Annotated in this window: 18 protein-coding genes; 14 read left to right on the top strand and 4 right to left on the bottom strand. The window is 59.0% G+C overall.

What is annotated here, in order from left to right:
* Positions 1-117: 117 nt before the first annotated feature.
* Positions 118-417, bottom strand: coding sequence for a hypothetical protein (locus AC5SEM_RS15825; protein ID WP_495470773.1), 300 nt, complete (start codon positions 415-417; stop codon positions 118-120).
* Between the two features lie 188 nt (positions 418-605).
* Here AC5SEM_RS15825 and AC5SEM_RS15820 point away from each other — a divergent pair, with 188 nt between their 5' ends.
* Positions 606-1,046, top strand: a complete 441-nt coding sequence (locus AC5SEM_RS15820) for a carboxymuconolactone decarboxylase family protein (protein WP_495470772.1) — start codon at positions 606-608, stop codon at positions 1,044-1,046.
* 138 nt (positions 1,047-1,184) lie between these two features.
* On the opposite strand, the gene AC5SEM_RS15815 is transcribed toward AC5SEM_RS15820, so the two are convergent.
* The 3 genes from AC5SEM_RS15815 to AC5SEM_RS15805 form a co-directional block, all read right to left on the bottom strand.
* Entirely contained in the window at positions 1,185-2,777 is a 1,593-nt protein-coding gene (locus AC5SEM_RS15815; protein ID WP_495470771.1) for a DHA2 family efflux MFS transporter permease subunit, read from the bottom strand.
* On the bottom strand, positions 2,774-3,883 hold the full coding sequence (locus AC5SEM_RS15810) for an HlyD family secretion protein (protein ID WP_495470770.1): 1,110 nt from the start codon (positions 3,881-3,883) through the stop codon (positions 2,774-2,776). The genes AC5SEM_RS15815 and AC5SEM_RS15810 overlap by 4 nt, the downstream gene beginning before the upstream one ends.
* 96 nt (positions 3,884-3,979) lie before the next feature.
* On the bottom strand, positions 3,980-4,744 hold the full coding sequence (locus tag AC5SEM_RS15805) for an AraC family transcriptional regulator (protein ID WP_495470769.1): 765 nt from the start codon (positions 4,742-4,744) through the stop codon (positions 3,980-3,982).
* 99 nt (positions 4,745-4,843) lie between these two features.
* Between AC5SEM_RS15805 and AC5SEM_RS15800 the strand changes: the two genes are divergently transcribed.
* The 13 genes from AC5SEM_RS15800 to AC5SEM_RS15740 all read left to right on the top strand — a co-directional run bounded on the left by AC5SEM_RS15800 (position 4,844) and on the right by AC5SEM_RS15740 (position 22,814).
* Positions 4,844-5,977, top strand: a complete 1,134-nt coding sequence (locus AC5SEM_RS15800; protein WP_495470768.1) for an MFS transporter — start codon at positions 4,844-4,846, stop codon at positions 5,975-5,977.
* Between the two features lie 108 nt (positions 5,978-6,085).
* Positions 6,086-7,813, top strand: coding sequence for a ShlB/FhaC/HecB family hemolysin secretion/activation protein (locus AC5SEM_RS15795; RefSeq protein ID WP_495470767.1), 1,728 nt, complete (start codon positions 6,086-6,088; stop codon positions 7,811-7,813).
* Between the two features lie 109 nt (positions 7,814-7,922).
* Positions 7,923-12,392: a hemagglutinin repeat-containing protein gene (locus AC5SEM_RS15790; RefSeq protein ID WP_495470766.1), complete on the top strand. Its 4,470-nt coding sequence runs from the start codon at positions 7,923-7,925 to the stop codon at positions 12,390-12,392.
* A 1,832-nt stretch (positions 12,393-14,224) separates the two neighbouring features.
* Entirely contained in the window at positions 14,225-14,599 is a 375-nt protein-coding gene (locus AC5SEM_RS15785) for a c-type cytochrome (protein WP_116030947.1), read from the top strand.
* 117 nt (positions 14,600-14,716) lie between these two features.
* Positions 14,717-15,895 (top strand): 4-hydroxybenzoate 3-monooxygenase, encoded by a 1,179-nt coding sequence (locus AC5SEM_RS15780; RefSeq protein ID WP_495470765.1) that lies wholly within the window; start codon positions 14,717-14,719, stop codon positions 15,893-15,895.
* A 46-nt stretch (positions 15,896-15,941) separates the two neighbouring features.
* Positions 15,942-16,655, top strand: coding sequence for a glutamine amidotransferase-related protein (locus tag AC5SEM_RS15775; protein ID WP_077573779.1), 714 nt, complete (start codon positions 15,942-15,944; stop codon positions 16,653-16,655).
* A 29-nt stretch (positions 16,656-16,684) separates the two neighbouring features.
* On the top strand, positions 16,685-17,350 hold the full coding sequence (locus tag AC5SEM_RS15770) for a LysE family translocator (protein WP_161986593.1): 666 nt from the start codon (positions 16,685-16,687) through the stop codon (positions 17,348-17,350).
* A 31-nt stretch (positions 17,351-17,381) separates the two neighbouring features.
* On the top strand, positions 17,382-18,194 hold the full coding sequence (gene murI, locus AC5SEM_RS15765; protein ID WP_495470764.1) for a glutamate racemase: 813 nt from the start codon (positions 17,382-17,384) through the stop codon (positions 18,192-18,194).
* Between the two features lie 92 nt (positions 18,195-18,286).
* A complete protein-coding gene (locus tag AC5SEM_RS15760; RefSeq protein ID WP_137218740.1) occupies positions 18,287-18,898 on the top strand; it encodes a glutathione S-transferase family protein in 612 nt (203 codons plus the stop codon).
* Between the two features lie 141 nt (positions 18,899-19,039).
* Positions 19,040-20,563, top strand: coding sequence for an anthranilate synthase component I family protein (locus tag AC5SEM_RS15755; RefSeq protein WP_123595112.1), 1,524 nt, complete (start codon positions 19,040-19,042; stop codon positions 20,561-20,563).
* On the top strand, positions 20,544-21,149 hold the full coding sequence (locus tag AC5SEM_RS15750) for an anthranilate synthase component II (protein ID WP_495470763.1): 606 nt from the start codon (positions 20,544-20,546) through the stop codon (positions 21,147-21,149). Before AC5SEM_RS15755 ends, AC5SEM_RS15750 begins: the two co-directional genes overlap by 20 nt.
* A 101-nt stretch (positions 21,150-21,250) precedes the next feature.
* Positions 21,251-21,742, top strand: coding sequence for a sigma-70 family RNA polymerase sigma factor (locus tag AC5SEM_RS15745; protein WP_368968686.1), 492 nt, complete (start codon positions 21,251-21,253; stop codon positions 21,740-21,742).
* Between the two features lie 88 nt (positions 21,743-21,830).
* Positions 21,831-22,814 carry a FecR family protein gene (locus tag AC5SEM_RS15740; protein WP_495470762.1) on the top strand — a complete coding sequence of 328 codons (984 nt, stop codon included), beginning with the start codon at positions 21,831-21,833 and terminating at the stop codon, positions 22,812-22,814.
* The last annotated feature ends 97 nt before the right edge of the window (positions 22,815-22,911 follow it).

Here is a 22,911-nt window from a genome sequence, read left to right as displayed (position 1 = left end):
GAGCCTGCTCGCGATGTCGGTGTGTCAGCACACAGTTGCATAACTGACAAACCGCCATCGCGAGCAGGCTCACTCCTACATTGGATAGCGTGCTTATTTGGGATGGCTCTTGTTCGTTCAGCCGCCGGTGCCACCGCCCGCACCGCCAGTCCCGCCACCCGCCGAACCTGTTCCGCCGCCAGCCCCGGAACCGGAACCGCTGGCCCCGCCATTGGTGCCGGTCCCGGATCCCATACCCGAAGAACCGCTACCCCCCGAAGGCGCGCCCGGGGTGTTGTCTGGCGGCGTGGTGGTGCTGGTCGGGCCTCCGGATTTGGTGCCGGTGGCGTCAGCGCCATCGTTGGCGGCGAAGCTGGCGGCCGATGCCGTGACCAGCAGGCCGGCGAGCAGTAACGAGGTGAGTTTGCGCGTGATCATGATCGGTCTCCAGAAAGGGCATGTACCTGATATTGGTCTGATGCGCAGAACCCTTGGTGCCGATTGGCTGACGAGTGGTCAGCCGGGAAAACCGAAGTGGCCTCCTGATCTTCTGGAATATTGGCTATTTGTCGAACCGGGCGTGAGGGCTAACGTAGCCACACATTCACTTGCTGCCCGGAGCCACCATGCAACCTCGTACCGATTTCTACACCGCCTCCCCAGATGCCCTGAAAGCGATGATCGCGCTGGAAACCGCGGTGTCCAAACTGCCGCTGGAAAAAAACCTGATCGAACTGGTCAAGCTGCGCGCTTCGCAAATCAACGGCTGCGCGTTCTGCATCGACATGCACACCACCGATGCGATCAAGGGTGGCGAAACTCCGCGCCGTTTGTTCGCGGTGACGGCATGGCGTGAAGCGCCGTTCTTCAGCGACCGTGAACGCGCTGCGTTGCTGTGGACTGAATCGCTGACGCAACTGAGCCTGACCCACGCGCCGGATGAAGATTACGAAGTGGTCGCGGCGCAGTTCACGCCGAAAGAAATGGTCGACCTGACCGTGGCGATCAGCACGATCAACAGCTGGAATCGTTTGGCCGTGGGATTCCGCAAAACCCCACAAGCCTGAGTAAACACACACAAATCCCTGTAGGAGTGAGCCTGCTCGCGATGGCGATGTGTCAGTCGACATTTGCTTCGCTAACACACCGCTATCGCGAGCAGGCTCACTCCTACAGGGGGAAGTGGATGTCTGCAAAAATAGGGATCAATGCCCATCCGCACTCGGCGCCGCCGGTGGTTGCACCTTGCGCATCAAGGGCACCATCGCGGTGGCGATGACGAAGCACACGCCGATCATCAAAAACGTGTCGCCGTAGGTCTGGGTTTGCGCCTCGCGGTAAGTCAGCAACCACAACTGGCGCAGGCTGGCGGTGACGCCGACGTCGCCGCTCTGGCCCAGATTCGCCAGGTTGCCGCCGACCTGCGCCAGCCACTGATTCATCGCTTCATTGCTGCTGTTCAGATGCTCGGCCAATCGCGTGAAGTGCAGGTTGGTGCGGTCATTGAGAATGGTCGCGCACGCCGCAATACCAATCGCCCCGCCAAGATTGCGCATCAGATTGAACAGCCCCGACGCATGCTTCAAACGTGCCGGCGCCAACCCACCCAAGGTCAACGTCACCGCCGGCGGCACCGCCAGTTGCTGGGCAATCCCGCGCAACGCTTGCGGCAGCATCAACTCGCCGGCACCCCAGTCGTGGGTGATCGGGCTGAACTCCCACATCGACACCGCAAACAAACCCAGACCGACCATCATGATCCAGCGCAGATCGACGCGATTGGCCAGAAAGGCATACAGCGGAATCGCCATGATCTGGAACACGCCAGTGGAGAAAACCGCCAGACCAATGTCCAGCGCGCTGTAGCCGCGCACCCGGCCGAGGAACAGCGGCGTCAGGTAGATCGTTGCGAACAGACCAATGCCAGTAACGAACGAGAAGAAGCAGCCGAGGGCGAAATTGCGATCCTTCAAAGCACGCAGATCGACGATCGGATTGGCCACGTGCAAGGTGCGGCCAATGAACGCCAATCCCGCCAGCCCACTGATCCACGCCGTGGTCAGAATGGTCTGGTCGCTGAACCAGTTCCAGCGCGGACCTTCTTCGAGGGTGTATTCCAGACAGCCGAGAAACAGCGCGAGAAAGACCATGCTCAGATAGTCCGCGCCTTTGAGCAGGGACAATTCCGGTTGGTCGATTTTCACCAGCATCGGCACCGCTACGGCAACGAAAATCCCCGGCACCAGGTTGATGTAGAACAACCAGTGCCACGAGGAAATATCAGTGATCCAGCCACCGATCACCGGCCCTAATGTCGGTGCCAATGACGCGACCGCACCGATGGTCGCCGCAGCGATCACCCGCTGTTTACCGGTGAAGAAAAAGAACGCCGTAGTAAACACCAGCGGAATCATCGAGCCGCCGAGAAAACCTTGCAGGGCGCGGAAGGCGATCATGCTCTGGATGTTCCAGGCCATGCCGCAGAGCAGGCTGGCGAGGGTGAAACCGACCGCCGAAGCGCAGAACAACCAACGCGTCGAGAACACCCGTGACAGCCAGCCCGACAGCGGAATCACGATGATTTCGGCGATCAGGTAACTGGTCTGCACCCACGCGGTTTCGTCGGTGCCGGCGGAGAGTCCACCGCCGATATCGCGCAGCGACGCCGAGACGATCTGGATATCCAGCAGCGCGATGAACATGCCAATGCACATGGTTGCGAAGGCGAATACCTTGGTCGCGGTCGCCATGTCCGCCGCGTTGAATGGCTGTGCAGGGGCGGCGAGGGCGGTGCTCATGGCGCGACGGCCACGGCGCTGGTTTCCGGTTGCGCGCGGGTGTCGACTTCCGCCGTTACCGACAGGCCCGGACGCAAGTGACCGAGCACGCCATCAGCCGGGTCGAGGAGGATTCGTACTGGCACACGCTGGACGATTTTGGTGAAGTTGCCGGTGGCGTTTTCCGGCGGCAGCACACTGAATTGCGAACCAGTGGCGGGGGCGAGGCTGTCGAGGCGACCGTGGAATTCCTGACCGGACAGCACGTCGGCGCGGATGCTCACACGTTGCCCGGGTTTCATCCGCGCCAGTTGGTCTTCCTTGAAGTTGGCATCGACCCACAAACCGCTGGCCGGCACCACTGACAACTGCTGTGAACCGGCCTGGGCATAGGCGCCGACCCGTGCGCGGCGATTGCCGATCACTCCATCGACCGGCGCGCGAAGTTCGGTGTAGCCGACATTCAACTGCGCCAGATCACGTTCGGCGCGGGCTTGCTGGAGGGCGGCGCGGGCCTGTTGTTTTTGGGTGTCGATCACCGCCAGTTGGCGTTGCGCGGCAAGCAGTTCGGCCTGGGCGCGGGCGCTCAGGGCTTGTGCGGTTTTGAAGGTGGCGTCGGCGCGTTGTGCGCTTTCCACGGACACAGCATTGGTGGTCACCAAGCGTTTGTAGCGCGCGTTGTCATCCCGCGAACGCGCGGTTTCTGCGCCGGCGGCGTCGATGCCGGCGCGGGCCTGGCCGATCACCGCTTGTTGCAGTTGTTCGGTGGCGTCGAGGTTGGCCAGCAGCGCTTCTTCGGCGGCGACGGCACCTTCGGCCTTGGCGAGGTTGGCGCGATAGTCACGGGCGTCGAGACGGATCAACACATCGCCGGCCTTCACAGGCTGGTTGTCGCTGACCAGCACTTCATCGATGTAACCGGCGACTTTCGGCCCGATCACCGTGACATCGCCACCAATATAGGCATCGTCGGTTTCTTCGAGAAAACGCCCGGCGCCCCACCAATGCACGGCGTACACGCCGGCGAAGATCAGCGCGAGCAATCCGGCGCCGGCAAGCAGCAATCGTCTAAGCAGGGGCGGCTTGGTCTTCACCACAACAGGTTCGAGGGTGGGCATGCTGGTCATGGCGGGTTACCTGCGTGAACGGGTCGTTATTACGGCTGTAATATGACGCAGGTAATATTTAGTCGCAAATGATTTCTGGCGCCGATCGTCAGTTGTTCACTTGAGCCAGTGGCCCGGTGTGTGGCCGGTCATGGATTTGAAGAAGGCGATGAAGGCGCTGTCGCTGGCAAAACCCGTTTCGAAAGCGCAGTAACTCAGGCTGCGTCCGGTGGCGAGCAATTCCATCGCGCGCATCAAGCGCCACTGCTGGCGCCATTGCTGATAACTCATGCCGGTTTCGCGCTGGAAAATTCGCCCAATGGTGCGGCTGCTGGCGCCGATCTGCTGCTCCAGCACTTGCAGCTCCGGAGGCAGACGTTCGGGCGTTTTCAGCAGTGGTGCCAGGCGCTTGTCCTGAGGTAACGGCAACAGCGTCGGTTGCTGCGCCGCGTCAGCGATTTCGCTCAGGCACAGGCCGAGCAAGTGGGCAAATTTGCCTTGCTGCCAATCGCTGGCGAAATCCGCCAGCGCCATCGGTTCCAGCACCGCACGCAACAACGGGCTGACTTCGATCACGCAGACCTGCTGCGGCAGTGCAGCGCACAGTTCGGGAATCAAGTAGATGGAGCGGTAATCGACACTCTGCTGCATCACCGCGCGATGGCTGACCCCTGGCGGAATCCACGCGGCCCGCGACGGCGGCAGCAGACACAATTGCTGCGCCAGGGTAATTCGCGTGCAGCCTTGTCGCGTGTACAGCAGTTGCCCGCGTTGATGACGGTGCAAACCGGAGTCGTGATCACCCAGGGTCGAGGCGATACCGATCACCGGTGCCTGAAAGCGATCAGCGTCAAAGGTTGCGTGGGCGTCGAGCCAAGCCATGGGTTGTCCGATTTCATCGATAAATTGGCAGGATTCGGATAATACGCCACTCACCGATTCTTAAACTCCTCGGCGGCTTAATGCGAGGAGTGATGAACAATGAACAACAGACATTTCCTGTGGCTGGCGATTGCGCTGCTGATGTTTCCGCAGATCGCACAAACCCTTTACAGCCCGGCGCTCGGCGATATCGGGCGTGTGTTTAACGTTGGCCCGCAAGCGGCGGCGCAGACGTTGTCGGTGTATTTCCTCGCGTTTGCCGTCGGGGTAGTGGTGTGGGGGCGTTTGTGTGATCGCATCGGTCGGCGCCCGGCGATGCTCGCGGGCTTGGCAACCTATGCAATTGCCACGCTTTTCGGCCTGCGGGTCAGCAGTTTCAACGGCTTGTTACTGGCGCAGATGTTGGCGGCGTTCGGTGCGGCGGTGGGCTCGGTGGTTACGCAAACCGTGTTGCGCGACCGCTTCAAGGGCGCCGAACTGGCCCAGGTGTTTTCGTTGGTGGGCATCGCGCTGGCGGCCAGTCCGGCGATTGGCTTGTTCACGGGGGCCAGTCTGGTTCAGGCTTTCGGTTATCGCGGTGTGCTTGGCGCGTTGCTGTTACTGGCAACGCTGTTGTGGCTGTGGAGCTGCTACACCCTGGCGGAAACCCGGACAGCGCCAACCGGCCATGTCGGTTTGTTCGAAACCCTTGGGCGCATGCTGCGTGACCCGGGAATCTGGCGCTCGGCGCTGTGGATCGCCTCGTTCAACGTGGCGTTGTTCAGTTATTACAGCCTCGCTCCGTTCATGTTTCAGCGGCTGGAGGTGGACGCCAGTGTGTTCGGTTACAGCGGCGTGATCCTCGCGCTGGGCTCAGGTTTTGGAGCATGGTTCAACCGGCGTTTATTGACGGCCGGGTTCAAGGCATTGCAGTTGATTCGCCTCGCGGGTGGCACCGCGTTGCTCGGTGGTGTGGGCGTGTGGTCGCTGCAGAACAGTGTCGCGTTTGTCCTGCCGATGTTGCTGGTGGTGTTGGCGTTTGGCTTGGCGATCCCCAACGTTCTCGGTTCGGCACTGGCCGATTACGCTGATCGACTGGGCACCGCCGGGGCGTTGTTGGGTTTGATGTATTACTTGCTGATCGGCACAGGGCTGATGCTCGCGGGCTGGTTTCAAGCCCTCGGGGAAACCCTGATAGCGTGCAGTGCCGTGGCCTTGCTGCTGACAATAAAGTCAGGCAAAGCAATTGTTTAAGAAATGTAAGCGCTGTAGGAAGCGTCTTGCATTTGTGTAGGAGGGCTCCGACTATCACGATCATTGATGACATGGCATTACGCCATTTTATGATCGCAAGGATGTTGCGTGCCGTATCCGTTTCGCGCTGTTTTCCGCCGTCGTTCCGCGCTTTGCCCGCTGCTGTCGGCCTTTGTGTTGAGTGTCTGTGCCTCCTCGAATGAAGCGGCCGAACCTGCCGCGCCGGGTCAGGAAGTGCTGCGCCAACAGCAACAGCAACAACGCGATCTGCAACAACTGCAATTTGAGCAAAGAAAACGGCAATTGCAGCGCGGTGCATTCGGCCCGACGCCGATCACTCCGGCCATGCCGCAAGCGGTTGCTCCCGATGAACGTTGCTGGCCGTTGAGCGGCGCGCGCATCGGCGGCGTCACGCTGATCGACAGCGACAAACTCAACGCGCGAATCAAACCGCTGCTGGCGCCTTGCATGGGTGTCGGCCAGATCAATCATCTGCTGGCGACTATCACCGCGAGCTACGTCGACAAGGGCTACATCGCCAGCCGCCCGTATCTGCTCAGCGCACCGGCAGCGGGGCAGTCGCTGGATATCCGTGTTGACGAAGGCTACATCGAGTCCATTGAACTGGCCGATCAAAGTCTGCCGGTTTCCCTCGGTGGCGCGTTTCCGAACATGCTCGGCGAGCCGCTGAACCTGCGCGATCTGGAGCAGGGCCTTGATCAACTCAATCGCCTGCGCTCGATCGATCTTACCGCCGACATCGCCCCCGGCAGCCAGCCCGGCGCCTCGCGGATCATTCTGCGTTCGCGCACTTCCGCGCATTCGCGCTGGGCCTTGAACGCCGGGATCGACAATCTCGGCAGCGCCAGCACCGGACGTGATCGCGACACCGTCAGCCTCAGTCTCGACAGCCCGTTGCAACTCAACGATCTGCTGAGCCTCAGCGCCAGCGACACGCTCAATCAGGGCGACCGCTACAGCCGCAATGCCAGCCTGTACTACGCGATTCCTTACGGCTACTGGACCTACAGCGTGTTCGCCAGCCACGCCGAATACCGCGCGCCGTTCAAACTGCCGAGCGTGACTTTTCACAACACCGGCATCACCGATCAGGTCAGTCTGCGCGCCGACCGTGTGTTGTGGCGCGACCAGAGCCGTCAGCTCAGCGCCAACTTGCAACTGGCGCACAAGGATGTCGACAGCTATCTGCAAGACGTTCGCCTCGGCATTCAAAGCCCGACCCTGACCGTGGCCGAAGCCGGGCTCAATCTGTTCTGGCTCGACCGCGCGGTGTGGAACCTCGACGTCAATTACGCCCAGGGCCTGCGCTGGCTCGGCGCCGACGATGACTCGCAGCAGCAGATCAACAACCTGCCCAAGGCGCAGTTCCGCAAGTACCGCGCCGGCCTCAGCCAGTGGCGCAACGGTCAGTTCGGCGCGCAGGCCTGGCAGTGGCAGAGCCAACTCAATTTGCAGTACAGCCCGGACCCGCTGCCAGCGATTGAACAGTTGCTCGGCACCGACGATTCGGCGGTGCGTGGCTACCGGGTCAGCAGTGCCTCCGGCGCCAGCGGCGCGATCTGGCGCAACACCTTGCGCCTGCCGCTGCGCAGCGAATGGCCGCTGCAGATCACCCCGCGCGTGGGCCTCGACCACGGCTGGATCAAGGCCGATCACGGCGCGCAGGGCCAACGCCTGAGTGGCGCCAGTGTCGGCGTGAATCTGGGCTGGAAGAATCTGCAAGTGGACGTCGATTACCAACGCGCCCTCAACACCCCGAACGGTCTGCAGCACGAGCCTGAAACCTGGCTGATGCGCGTGGGCCTGCAAATCTGAACAAAGCAGTGAACAAAGCAGTGAACAAACAGCCGTCGGATCTGAGCGCGTCAGCCACGGCCAAGACTAAACGCGCAACGTGATGCCGTACTCACATGGAGACGTTTTTATGCCAGCACACACCTTTGCATTTCATCTTTCGCCTCGGGGCAAATTGCGCTGGGCGATTGCCAGCCTGTTCTTCGCCGTGCACCTGCCGAGCGCGATGGCCGGCGGCGTCGTGGTCGCCCCGGGACCCGGCGGCACCGCGCAATTGCAGACCCAGGGCGGTGTGCCCATCGTCAACATCGTCGCGCCCAACGGTTCGGGCCTGTCGCACAACCAGTTCCTCGACTACAACGTCGACCGTCAGGGCCTGGTGCTGAACAACGCCTTGCAGGCCGGGCAATCGCAACTGGCCGGGCAACTGGCGGCCAACCCGCAACTGCAAGGCCAGGCGGCGAGCGTGATCCTCAACGAAGTGATCAGCCGCAACCCGTCCGCCATCAATGGCGCGCAGGAAATCTTCGGCCGGCCCGCCGATTACGTGCTGGCCAACCCTAACGGCATCTCGGTCAACGGCGGCAGTTTCATCAATACACCGAACGCCAATCTCGTGGTCGGTCGTCCGGAATTGAATGACGGCAAACTGCAAAGCCTGAATACCCGCGACGCCAGTGGTCAGTTGCAGATTCACAGCGGTGGCCTGCGCAACGGCGAGGGCTCGATCAACCTGATTGCGCCGCGTATCGACAGCCAGGGCGCGATCACGGCACGCGATCAGTTGAACCTCACGGCCGGGCGCAATCAGGTTGATTACGCCAGCGGTCAGGTGAGCAACGTCGATCCATCGGGCAATACTTCCGATCAGCGCATCGACGCCAGCCTGTTTGGCGCGATGCAGGCCGGCCGTATCAATATTGTCAGCACCGCCGAAGGTGCAGGCGTGCGGGTTGGCGCGGTGCAAGTGGCCGGGCGTGACGGCGTGCAGATTCGCTCGGCCGGTGACTTGAGTGTCAGCGGTGAAGCCGTGGCCAACAGCCTCGACGTGACCCGCGCCGGTATTCGCAGCAGTCAGGGCGACGTCGCTTTGCACAGCGGCAAGGACCTGACTCTGGCCGCCACTGATGTCAACGCTCGTGATGTCACACTCGACGCCAAACGCAACCTGACCCTGTCGACGGTCGAAAGCCGCAAGCTTCAGGAAAAGCGTGAAAACTGGAACAACAGCACCATCGGCATCACCTGGGAAACCTACGATCGTACCCAGACCGACAGTGAATCGCGTCAGCATGGCAGCCAGATTATCGCCAGCCGCGACGCCAAACTGTCGTCCGGCAAAGACACCGAACTGAAAGCCGCCAAAGTCGAAGCAGCGAACAATCTCGACGTGCAAAGCGGCGGCGATCTGCGCCTGACCGCCGCCACTGAAAGCCACACGCAAACCGATCAAGGCAACCACCGCAAGCACCTGTGGAAAGCCGACTGGAACAGCAGCAGCGAAGAGCAGCGCAGCGTCACCAGCCAGTTGAAGGCCGGCAATATCGCCCTGCAAACCGCCGCACTTTTGCGCACCGAAGGCGCCGAGCTGAGCAGCGCCGGCGATGTGCAACTGGCTGGCAAACAGGTGGAAATCACCACCGCAACTCGGGCCAATCGCAGCAATGACAACCGTTATTCCGGTGACTTGGTCGGCGGTGGTTTCTTCGGCAAGACCGGCGATGCCGACAAGGGCAGGACCCAGCATCAAGGCAGCAAAATCAACGCCGCCGGCAAACTGATCGTCAAGGCTGACGATGTGCGCATCAGCGGCAGCCAGGTGCGTGGCGGCAGCGATGCCAGTGTGATCAGCGACAAGGGTTCGTTGGTCATCGACGGCGTGCAGGACACCTCGCACAGCAACCACCACGACAAGGACAGCAAGTTCTTCGGCATCAGCAAGGACGAGTCGCGGCAGAACAGCCAAGACAGCAGCACTGTGCGCAGTGAGTTGGTGTCTGACAGCAACCTCAAGCTCAAAAGCGCCAAGGACATTGAAGTGGCGGGTTCGACGGTCAAGGCTGACGGCGCGCTGACAGCCGACGCGGTGGGTGACGTCAATGTGCATGCTGCGCAGAACACTCATGACAGCACTGACACCACGCAAACCCGTGGCTTCGATGCGTACGCCAAAGAGCAAACGCCGGAGCAATATCGCGCCGGGATTCACTACGAAGACAAACAGCAAACCGTCACTAGCAACGACGTCACTCAACAAGGCTCCAGCCTCAGCGGCGGCAGTGTGCAGGTGAAGGCGGGCGGTGACGTCACGCTCAAAGGCACGGAAGTGAAATCCACCGCTGGCGACACGACGTTGAGCGGTAAAAATGTATCGTTGCTGGCCGAAGCCGACAGTCACCAAACCTCCACCGACACCTCCAGCACCGGCGGTGGTTTCTACTACACCGGCGGCCTCGACCGTGCCGGCAGTGGCGTCGATTTCGCCCACAGCACGGCGCAGGATTCGACCAGTAAAACTACCGCGCAAACCAGCAGCGTCCAGAGCAGCGGCAGCCTGACGATCAATGCCGACAAACTCGCGACTGAAGGTGCGCAACTCAAGGCTGGCGACGGTCTGAACGTCGCCGCCAACGAGATCGACAACCGTGCCGCCAGCAACAGCGAAAGCAGCACGCACAACGACAGCAACTGGTCGGCGGACATCGGCGCCAACGTCGAATACAAAGACATTGCTCGGCCGATCGCAGGCGCGGTCAAGGATGTGCTCAACGGCAAGGTGCCGGACAAGGACGCACTGGCCAATATAGGTCAGCCGAACGTTGGTATCGACGTCGCAGTCGGTCACGGCAGCGCCAGCAAAACCGAGCAAAACCACAACGCCGTAGTCAGCCGTTTTGATGGCGGCACTGTCGATGTGAAGACCACTGGCACGCTGCACGACCAAGGCACGCAATACAACGCCAGTGCCGGCCAAGTGAACATCAGCGCAGACCAACTGCTTGCCGATGCCGCGAGCAACACGCACAACAGCAGCGCCAACGCGGTGGATGCCAAGGTCGATGTGCGCGTCTACACCAAGACCGGTGAAGACGTGAACGTCGCCGGCAGCGGCGCGGGTGGCAGCAGTGCGTCGAGCAAGGACAGTTCCACCGCCGTGGTCGGCGCTTATGCCGGCAGCCAGGGTGTGAACATCAAGGTCGGCGGTGATGCGCAGTTCGCAGGCAGCCGTTTCGACGGCGGGCAGGGCGGTGTAAGCATCAAGACTGGCGGCGATCTGGCGCTGAATCAGGCCAACGACCGGCAGAGCAGCAATGACAGTAGTCTGCGCGGCAATGGCTCGCTGACGGTCGGCACCTTGCCGGGTACCGATGGCACCAACGTCGACCTCGGCGCCGGTTTCCAGCTCGATCACACCGGCAAGCAGAGTGCTGACACCCAGGCTCACGTTGCGAGCATCAGCGGCAACGGCCCGGTGCAGTTGAGCAGCGGCGGCAATCAGCTGCAGCAAGGCACGAAAATCGACAGTGCGGGCGGCATCGATCTGCACGCCGACGGCAAACTTGATCTGCAAGCAGCCACCGATACCCACACCGCCACCGGCAGCAACCTCGGCGGCGGCTTGAAGGGTGGCGGCAGCAAAACCAGCAGCGAGAAGAGCCGTGATCAGGGCGGTAATCTGAGCGGCAATTTCAATATCGGTCGGGTCAACGAGGATTCGAAAACCCTCAGCGGTGGCCAGCTCAACAGTCAGAACGGCATCGCGCTGAGCGGTGACTCGATTCATCTGCAGGGCACGCAAGTCAGCGCACCGAACGTCAGCATTGATGCGCAGAAGGGCGGTTACGTGCAGGAGTCGGCACAGTCCACTGACAACCGCAATAACTGGAATGTCGCGCTGAATGCCGGCGGCAACCTGAGCAGCAAAACCCCGACCGCCGAGGATGAGAAGGCCAGCAGCGATCACGGTTTCAATGCCGGGGCGAAAGTCGGTGTGGATTACTTGCAAGGCAGCACGCAGCAGAACAGCCAGATCAAGGCTGACGGCGTGGTGCTGAACAGCGGTGGAGATGTACAGCTGGCGGGTGCGCGGATCGACGCTAAAACTGTCAGCGGCAAGGTCGCGGGTGATCTGAGCGTCGAAAGCCGTCAGGACGCGAGCAACCACGCCAAGGTCGATGTCGATCTGGGCCTGACTGCGAAGAAAAATCCACCGAGCGATAAAGAGAAGCTCGCCGGCACTGATTACAAACCGACACTGAAAGCGCAGGGTGAGTATGCGCACAAGGACAGCGTGGCGCAGGCGTCCGGGATCAATGCCAGCCAAGGCGTGAGCCTCGCAGTTGGCGGCGCGACACAACTGACCGGCGCGCGGATTTCGGCGACGCAAGGGCAGGTCGATCTGGGTGGTTCGAAGGTCAGCAGCACTGATCTGAGCAACCGTGACTACGGTGTGAAAGCGGGCTTGGATCTGCCGCATAAAACCGAGGAAAACGCACCGAAGGTTTCCCTGGAAAACGGCAACCTGAAAGTCGGTCCGGTCACCCTCAGCGGGCATCTGGACACCCAGACCCTGCAAGCCGGGATCGACGAAAAAGGCTGATCCAATGGCCCGTGGTGGATGCACTTGAACCTGCATCCACCCCCAAACCCTGTGGGAGCGAGCCTGCTCGCGAAAGCGTCCGTTCAGTCAATGCAATAAGTGACTGATGTAGCGCCTTCGCGAGCAGGCTCGCTCCCACATTGGTTTTGCGCCGGTCGTTTAACCGTGACCAGCTTCTGAATCTCAGCGCCAAGGCTGATTCAACACCGGTAAAAACTGTGGGAGCGAGCCTGCTCGCGAAAGCGTCGGCTCAGTCAATGCAGTAAGTGGCTGATGTACCGCCTTCGCGAGCAGGCTCGCTCCCACATTCGTTTGCGCCGGTCGTTAAGCCGCGATCAGCTTCTGTGTCTCAGCGCCAAGGCTGACTCAACACCGGTAAAAACTGTGGGAGCGAGCCTGCTCGCGAAAGCGTCCGTTCAGTCAATGCAGTAAGTGGCTGGTATAGCGCCTTCGCGAGCAGGCTCGCTCCCACATTGGTTTTGCGCCGGTCGGTGAACCGCGATCAGCTTCGGAATCTCAGCGCCAAGGCTGATTCAACACCGGTAAAAACTGTGGGAGCGAGCCTGCTCGCGAAAGCGTCCGTTCAGTCAATGCAATGGTGACTGATGTACCGCCTTCGCGAGCAGGCTCGCTCCCACTTTGGTTTTGCGCCGGTCGTTAAGCCGCGATCAGCTTCTGAATCTCAGCGACAAGGCTGATTCAACACCGGTAAAAACTGTGGGAGCGAGCCTGCTCGCGAAAGCGTCCGTTCAGTCAATGCAATATGTGGCTGGTGCAGCGCCTTCGCGAGCAGGCTCGCTCCCACATTGGTTTTGCGCCGGTCGGTGAACCGCGATCAGCTTCTGAATCTCAGCGCCAAGGCTGATTCAACACCGGTAAAAACTGTGGGAGCGAGCCTGCACGCGAAAGCGTCCGTTCAGTCAATGCAATAAGTGACTGATGTAGCGCCTTCGCGAGCAGGCTCGCTCCCACATTGGTTTTGCGCCGGTCGGTGAACCGCGATCAGCTTCTGAATCTCAGCGCCAAGGCTGACTCAACACCGGTAAAAACTGTGGGAGCGAGCCTGCTCGCGAAAGCGTCCATCCAGTCAATGCAATGGTGACTGATGTAGCGCCTTCGCGAGCAAGCTCGCTCCCACTTTGGTTTTGCGCCGGTCGTTTAACCGTGACCAGCTTCTGAATCTCAGCGCCAAGGCTGATTCAACACCGGTAAAAACTGTGGGAGCGAGCCTGCTCGCGAAAGCGTCCGTTCAGCCAATGCAGTAAGTGGCTGGTGTCGCGCCTTCGCGAGCAGGCTCGCTCCCACATTGGTTTTGCGTGAGAGGTTAGACCTCGGTCAGCTTCTGTGTCTCAGAGGCTGGGCGTCCACAATGCAGGCTGCTATTCGTACTCGGCAGTGCATAAATTGCACATGGGACTGTCAAATTTAATTTTTGAATATTGACATATTCGGAAACAAGTGTGAGATTACCGGCCACGAGTAAGGATGTACTCGTGGCAATAAAAATTATAAGCGCACAGGGATTGGCATGTTTCATACCTCCGTTGTAAATACGTACTCACCTCCGCTTGCCTTTTCCCCCAAGGCACTCCGCGCATTTTTTATTTTTCCTCGACGGCGTTCCCGTGACAGGTTTTATTACGTCCCGGTTGCGAGATAGTTTCTCTGCCGTTTACCACAGCTCGATAAAAAAGTACCTGCGACACAACCCTTGGTTGTGTGCGTAGTTGTGTGTGGTTTGTTTTGTCTTTGAATTGATGCTGGTGATTGGAGACTTTGCGGGGAATAGCGGCAAATCAAGAGCTGATGTGTTCAGCAAGGCCAGAGTCAAAATGAAAAAGACATTAATTCCTTTATTAGCTGTATTAACACTGATTCAAACGTCACTTGCCTTTGCGGATATGGGCAACGGCAAGAACCTTTATTCACAAAGATGTGCCGTATGCCACGGAGCCGATATCAAGGGTACAGGGCCACTGGCCAGAAAAAGCACCCCCCCAACACCTGATCTGACCACTGCCGCTTTCAAGAAACGCCTCAATGATTATCCGGGCGTTATTGTTTCGTCGATCATACTTCGTCCAAGTGGAAGTCTGATTCCAAAAACCTTGCGAGAGAATGCTGTGAAGATCCCGCCACATGCCTGGACTATCAATGATCTGCGCGATTTGAATCAGTACATGAGTGGATTGATTTCAAAGAAATGACCATCTTGAAGTGAGCGATGGACACGTTAATCCAAGAGCCGCTTCAAGGTGTTTGCGAACACGTTATTCAGTGAAAAGCTTTTCGCTTCAGACCTTATAACTCAGAGGGACAAACCCATGCGGACAAAGGTTGCAATCGTTGGAGCAGGCCCGGCCGGATTGATGTTGGGGCAGCTTCTTACGCTTATGAATATCAGCAACGTCGTTGTTGAGAGTCGATCAAAAGCATACGTAGAAGGCCGCAGTCGCGCCGGCCAGATTACCCCCGCCACGGTGCAGATTCTCACTGAAAGTGGTGTCGGTTCGAGGATTGCTTCTGAAGGAATGGTGCATTCTGCGCTGCAGTTTCATTATGACGGAGCGACACGCGAGCTGGATTTCCAGGCGCTCACCGGACGCACGGTGACCATTTACGGGCAACAGGAAATTATCAAGGACCTGGTAGCAGCCCGTTTAAAAAGCGAGTCGCCACTGCTGTTCGATGCTGCCGATGTTCAGGTTCACAATACCGATGGAAACGCGCCTGCCGTTTCCTTCAGGCATGACGGCAGACAACAGACGCTTGAGTGCGACTTTGTTGTCGGCTGCGACGGCTTTCACGGCATTTGCCGCCCACACATCGCTGACGCGCTGACCTGTTTTTCGCACACCTATCCTTTTGCCTGGCTGGCGGTTCTCGCCGAAATGTCGCCCATTTCACCGGATGTTATTTTTTCCAGCCATGAAACCGGGTTGGCATTGTTCACCATGCGCTCCCCGAAAGTTTCAAGAATTTATCTGCAGTGTGCTCCGGACGAAGATCCCAATGAGTGGTCTGCCACACGCATCTGGGAGCTTTTGCAATCACGGATTGAAGGACGGCCGGAGAAAGTCAACGGCGGGGCAATCATCGAAAAAAGTATTGTGCAACTGAGAAGTTTTGTTGCTGAAAAGATGCAGAAGGGCAGGTTGTTCCTCGCGGGCGATGCCGCGCACATCGTGCCGCCTTCTGCAGCCAAGGGGCTGAACCTGGCCGTCTCCGATGCCAACATTCTTGCTCGCGCCTTTGAGCATTTTTATGCCAACGACAAGGATGATCTCTTGCTGTCGTATTCCGACATTGCCTTGAAGCAGGTGTGGCGGGATGTGCAATTTTCCCACTCGATGGCGATGTTGCTGCATCGTTACGATGACAACGCTCAATTCCACAGACGACTTCAGATCGCTGAACTTGATCGCATTCTCGGGTCTGGCCCGGCGGCGCAGAATTTCGCCGAACTGTGGGTCGGCAATCCTCCCTTCGCCGCATCGATTTAAATCAACCCGGGATCAAGTTGATCAACTGAACACAGGGAGTTGTGCAATGGATCAAACACGCAAGGTCCTGATTATTTTGCATCAGGAACACTCTACGCCTGGCCGGGTAGGTGTCCTCCTGAGTCAAATGGGATTTGAGCTGGATGTCCGCCGGCCGCGATTCGGTGATCCGCTTCCGCAGTGCATGGCAGAGCACGCCGGCGTGGCCATTTACGGCGGCCCGATGAGCGCCAATGACAACGACACGTATATTCGCGACGAGATCGACTGGTTAGCCAAGCCATTGAAGGAAGGCAAGCCGTTGCTGGGGCTTTGTCTGGGCGGGCAAATGCTGACTCGACACTTGGGGTCACGCGTCTACCGACTGGATAGCGGGACAACGGAGGCCGGTTATTACCCGATAACACCGCTGGCTGCTGCTCACGAGATAACGGCTGACGCCTGTGCACCTTTTCCCGACCATGTTTATCAATGGCACAGCGAAGGCTTCGATTTGCCGACAGGCGCCACGCAACTTGCCGCAGGCTCGACCTTTCCGGTTCAAGCCTATCGATATGCAACTAACGCCTACGCGTTGCAGTTTCACCCGGAAGTGACTTACGAGACGATCGATCGTTGGTCGACGCTGGGCACCGAACGCCTCAAAGCGCCGGGTACCAAGCCTGCAGCCGAACATACTGCGGGTTGGCATCAACATGACTCCGCGGTGGCGACCTGGATCAAAGCGTTTCTTCCCAAATGGATCGGCTCGCCTGCTTGATAACTGAGTGTCCGAGTATCAAAACCCGGATGAATAACATCAGTGATGAATTAATTATCCTGGATTCGCTACGTGTGCGGGGATTGCGCAGTATGGACTTTCAACTTTGGATATTGTTTTGCGTGGTATTTCTTTCGGCCGCGATACTGCCTGGGCCGAATGTTGCCTTTTCCATGGCACAAGCCCTGGATCACGGTTTCAAGGAATCATTTCCGGGTGCCATTGGTTTCGGCCTGGCCAGTGGCGGGCACGCCGTTATAGTTCTATCCGGTCTGGGGATATTGGTAAGAGATAACCCCGGTATTTTGTTCTGGCTGAAATGGCTGGGTGTTGTCTATTTGCTCTACCTCGCTTTTAAAGCGTTGCGTTCGCACTCCCAGGTTGCAGTTGCAACTTCGCGCAAGCGTACCCCTCTGCAAATGTTTACCGGGGCCATGATTGTTTCATTTACAAATCCCAAGGGTATTTTGACCAACATCATCTTGTTCCCGACGTTCATCGATAAGGGCTTGCCCTATATCCCGCAGTGCATTGCATTGGTGGCGACGGCGATATTCATCTCTACCTCGGTATATGCCCTGTATATGCTGATGGCGGGGCATGCGGCGAAGATTCTTCGCACAAAACGCCAAATGAGTGTGGTGACAGGTGTTTTATATGTCGGCGTCGCTGCGGCCATTGCGACCACCATCTGAAAACTTATGAGCATTCAAGGAGGGATTCAGATTGATTGGCGTATTTGATTTCGGCAGCGGTGGCTTAACAGTGATGCGTGCGTTTGAGGCGGTCTTGCCCAATGAGCAGTTCGTCTATTTGGGCGATCATGGAAACGCGCCCTATGGCAATGATGCCGCCGACGATATCCATGATCTGACCCAGGCTGCCATGACGCGCCTTTTCAAGTATGGCTGCGCACTGGTAATCATCGCCTGTAATACGGCGGTAGCCACCAGTCTGCAAAGATTGCAGCAGACGTGGCTTCCTGAGGTTTATCCCGATCGCAAGGTCATCGGCGTTGTTGCACCTGTCGCCGAACAGATCGCCAAGGCTACTTGTGATGATCCGGTGCAGAGCGTCGCGGTTTTCGCGACCCAGCACACGGTTCAGTCAAATATCTTTGCGCTGCAAATTAGTCACCGGCGTCCCGCTATAAAAGTCTACCAACAAGCCTGTCAGGGCCTGGCGTTGCTCATTGAGCAAAGTGCGCCTGAGGACGTAGTGCGAACTGAGATTCGTAACCATATCAATGCGCTCCTGAACGCTGCTCCACACGTTCCGGACGTTTGCATACTGGGCTGTACGCATTATCCGATTGTTGAACATCTATGGCGCAGCGAACTGCCGGATTCCATGCGGCTGATTTCCCAGTCCAACGCCGCCGCTGAGAGCCTGGTTGAATACCTGAAAAGCAACCCTCGTTTTTCCAGTGCAAGAGCGGGCGGCAACACGTTCTTGACGACCGGCGACGTTGAAACAGTTTCACAACGGGCTTCTTTGTTCTACGGGGCGAGGGTGGCGTTTTCAAGCATTGATGTGTAGCTGATCGCAGCAAGTTTCGCTCTTTGTCCCCCCGTGGCACACGGAGTGGAAGGTTAGATAAAAACGGATAATCAATACTTCAGGAGAAAGCGATGAAACTGGTTGGCATGATGGGCTCACCCTATGTTCGGCGCGTGGCCGTTTCGATGCGGCTGATGGGGCTGGAACATGAGCATCGGCAGATCTCGGTGTTCCGCGATACGGATGAGTTTCGAACCATCAATTCGGTGGTCAAGGCGCCGACGCTGATTTGCGAAAACGGCGAAATGATCATGGATTCATCGATGATCCTTGATTATCTGGAGTCGCGGGTCGCACCGGACCGCAGTCTGATGCCGAAAGATTCGGCGGAGCATCAAAAGGTACTTTCACTGATTGGCCTTGGTCTCGCGGTTTGCGAAAAAGCGGTTCAGCTTGAATATGAGTACAACAAACCGGTCGCGTATCACTATGAGCCTTGGCAAACGCGCGTCACCGAGCAATTGCATGCCGCACTGGCGCTTCTGGAAAAGGCTGCAGCCAGCGCCAATCCCTGGCTTGCAACGGCACAGCTGTCTCAGGCCGATGTCACCGTGGCCGCTGCCTGGCGCTTCACCCAGTTCAGGGTGTCCCACCTGGTCGAGGTCCAACGTTATACCGCGCTTGCCGCGTACGCTGACCAGGTCGAGCGACTGCCGGAGTTTGTTGCTACGCCCCTGAAATAAGCCCTGTGCCTGCCCCGGTGTCGGGGCAGGCCGTATCACCGCACCGTACAGAATCCCTCTCAATCGCAACGGCAAATCTGATCGCAGGGCTTTGACGCTCTTGGCCGATCGGTTACTGCGTGATCAACCGGAGACACAAGGATGTTGAGCCTAGAAGATTTTTTTGCCTACGGCGAAGCGGGGTATACCCACGTGCCGCTTTGGCAGAGCCTGCCGTTGCCGACAGGGGTCGAAGCCATTGCGCTATACCAGGTTTTAGCCAACTGCGGGCAAGACTATCTGTTCGAAACCGGGCACTGGCACGAGGGTGTGTTCGAGCAGGCGTACTCGGTGATTGGCTTGCCTTGCAGTCAACGCGTCGAACTCGATGAGGGCGTCTTGCGCGTGTACCGCGACGGGCAGATTTCGGCGACGATTGAATGCGCTGATCCGTTGGCAGAACTGGGCAAGTTGCAGCAGGACTTTCGTATCCCGCAATGCCCGGGTCTGCCTTCTTTCAGTGGTGGGTTCTTTGGCTATTTCGGTTTCGAAACGACTCGGTTGATCGAACCGCGTCTGCGTCGAGTGCCGCGCAAGCCCTCAGGTTTTCAGCTGCCTGATGTATTGCAATTGATCAGCATGGATCTGGTCGTGCTGGACCATCGCGCGCACCTGGCTTATTGCATCGTGCATGAACGCCCGAAGGCGCTGGGCGATTATCAAGGTGGCCAGGACCGGCTCAATCGACTCGTCGCACATCTGCGTCCACTGCTCGTACCGCCTGCACCCGGCGGACACGTATTTGAGGTGACAACACCGGCCGCCGAGTCGGCGTTCCCGCAGCCTGCGTTCGTGGAGGCCGTGGCACGGATCAAGGACTACATCGCGGCGGGCGATGTGATGCAGGTGGTTTTATCCCAGCGCATGAGCCTGCCTTTCGAGGAGGACGCTGTCGCGCTGTACCGGTCCCTGGCTGATCTGGGCCACACACCCTACCGCTACTTGTTGAATCTGGGCGACTGCCAGGTGGTCGGCGCCTCTCCGGAAATGTTGTTTCGGCAGGATCAGCAAACGGTGACCACCCGGCCAATGGCAGGTACACGCCGGCGGGGCAGTGGGGTGGTCGAAGACCATCGACTCAGGGATGAACTGCTCGCTGATCCGAAGGAAATTGCCGAGCATATGATGCTCGTCGATCTGTCGCGCAATGACCTCGGCCGGTTGGCCCGCGTCGGCAGTGTGCAGGTGACGCAGTTGCTCAATGTGGAATATTTCTCCCATGTCATGCACATCGTCTCAACCGTGACCGGCGACGTAACTGACCACGTCACCGGGCTGGATCTGCTCAAAAGCATTTTCCCTGCAGGCACGCTGAGTGGCGCGTCGAAGGTGCGTGCACTGGAAATCATTGCCGAACTGGAACCGCATTCTCGCGGGGTGTATGGCGGCGCGATCGGTTATCTGGACTGGAGCGGCCGCGCCGATCTGGCGATCACCATTCGAACCGGACTGCTGCACGACGCTCGACTCTACGTTCAGGCTGGCGCCGGCGTGGTGCAGGATTCGGTAGCCGATCGCGAGTGGCAGGAAACGCTGGAGAAAAGCCAGTTGCTGCGGGTTGCCGCCGGCCGCTGTCAATCGATCGCCCAACGTCAGGAGTTGCCGTATGCACTTAATGATCGATAACTACGACTCCTTTACCTACAACATCGTGCAGTACCTGGGCATGCTCGGGGCTGAGGTTGAAGTGCGTCGCAATGACGAAGTGACCTTGGCCGACATCGAAGCGCTGGCGCCAGAGTCCTTGATTGTCTCCCCTGGGCCGTGCTCGCCAACTGAAGCGGGCATTTCCCTTGCGGTCATCCATCGTTTCGCAGGCCGTTTGCCGATATTGGGCATCTGTCTGGGTCATCAATGCATCACTGCTGCTTTCGGTGGTGAGGTGCGCAGGGCGCGGCAGGTGCTGCATGGCAAGGTTTCCCGTATCAGTCACGACGGTCGTGACCTGTTCGACGGCTTGCCTGACAACTTGCAAGTCGCGCGGTATCACTCGTTGGTGGCCGGTGTCTTGCCCGACGAATTGCTGGCTACTGCGCACGTGCTGGATGACGACGGCATGCCGGGTGAGATCATGGCGCTGCGGCACCGCGAATGGCCGATCCATGGCGTGCAGTTTCACCCCGAGTCATTGATGACGCCGCAAGGTCTGGCGATGTTGGCCAATTACCTGCAACTGGTTGAGCGAGGCCGTCTGACCATGGGCGCGCCCTGAGCGCTTGCTGCCCGGACGGTCGGTTTGAGGAATCCATTGCTTCGCCTTAATAGTAACCATTACTATTCACACCCCTTTCCTCAGCACGTCGCCAACCCCCCATGCGTCCCCGCAGACCCGGCTTTTTCGAGCATTACGAAGAGTTGATCGGCACCTGGACTCGTCGCCTGCGCAACCGTTCGCAGGCCGAGGATCTGGCGCACGACACCTTTGTGCGGGTGCTTGAGTCCGATTCGGCAGGGGTGCAGCAGCCACGGGCGTATTTGCATCAGACCGCGCGCAATATTGCGGTCGACGGCTATCGGCGTGAGGATCGGCGCGGCGCCATGGAGTCGCAGGCAATCGATCACAGTGAGTCGTCGTCCGGCGACCCGGAGCATTACATGCAGGCGATCCAGCTGGCCGACTCGATCGAGCGGGCGCTCAGCGAGCTGCCGGTCAATTGCCGGAAGATTTTCGTCTGGCAGAAGATCGAAGGCCTGACCCAGGCCGAAATCGCCGAACGCCTGGGGCTGTCCAAGAACATGGTCGAAAAGTATATGATCCGCACCCTGCGGCATCTGCGTGATCGCCTCGACGGGCTGCAATCGTGAATGTGCTTCATGGCGAAAAGATCGCAGCCTTCGGCAGCTCCTACAGAGGGCTGTGTGTCTTTATATTCCCGGCCAAACAGGACATTCCATGATGGATACGCGTGATTGCGCGTGCGGGCAAACAACGGTGCGCGATGACGCGGCTCGCTGGTTTGTGCGTTTGCAGGAGCCGGCCGTCAGTGCCGACGAGCAGCAGCGCTTCGACGCCTGGCTGAATCAACATCCGCAGCACCGTGATGAGTTCCAGTTGCTGCAGGGGCTGTGGACGGCGGCTGATTTGCTGCCAGCGCCACGCCTCAAAGCGCTTGCTGAAACGCCGCCAACCCGCCGTGAACGCCGTCCGTTGTTGCGTTATGCCGTGGCCGCGAGTGTGCTGGCGGTGGCGCTCGGGCTGGGTTTGTTCAGTGGTTTGAATCATCCGGGCGGCTACAGCGCCGAGTTCGCCACAGCGTTGGGCGAGCGCAAACATGTGGCGCTGCCGGACGGTTCGGTGATCGATCTGAACAGCCGCAGCCGCTTGCAGGTGCGCTATGAACAGGATCGCCGAGTCATCGAGTTGAGCGAAGGCGAGGCGATGTTCAGCGTCGCGCACGATACTTCGCGACCGTTTGTGGTCGAAGCCGGCCATGGCAAGGTCACGGTCACCGGCACGCGTTTCGATGTGCGCCGCGACGTCACGCAAACCCGCGTGGCGGTGGAGCAGGGCACAGTCAACGTGCAGGGACGCGATGCGCCGGATAATCAGATCATCAGCCTGACCGCGGGCCTCGGCACCTATGTCGATGCGCAAGGCAAAGTCGCCGCCGCCTACGCGGTCAACGCGGCGGAATTGACGGCGTGGCGCAGCGGCAAACTGGTGTTCAACAACGCCAGCCTCAGCGAAGTGGTGGCCGAAGTGTCGCGCTATCGTGAGAAGCCGCTGACCGTGGCCAACCCGACCGTGGCCAGCCTGCGCCTGACCAGCGTGTTCAAATCCGACAACACCGACGCTTTGCTCAAAGCCTTGCCGAGCATTCTGCCGGTGGCCGTGCGCACCCTCGCGGATGGCAGTCAGGAAATAATTTCAAAATAAAATTCAGGTTTTTTTCGAGTTCATCGTCTTCCTGTTCAACTGCAACTGGTTTGCATTAACAGCCGCACACTCTTGCGATCCACAGGACTACGTACGA

It is taken from the genome of Pseudomonas sp. CH61, assembly GCF_059429415.1.
The sequence above is the reverse complement of the archived record's forward strand: the minus strand, read 5'-3'. Positions and strand labels throughout refer to the sequence as shown.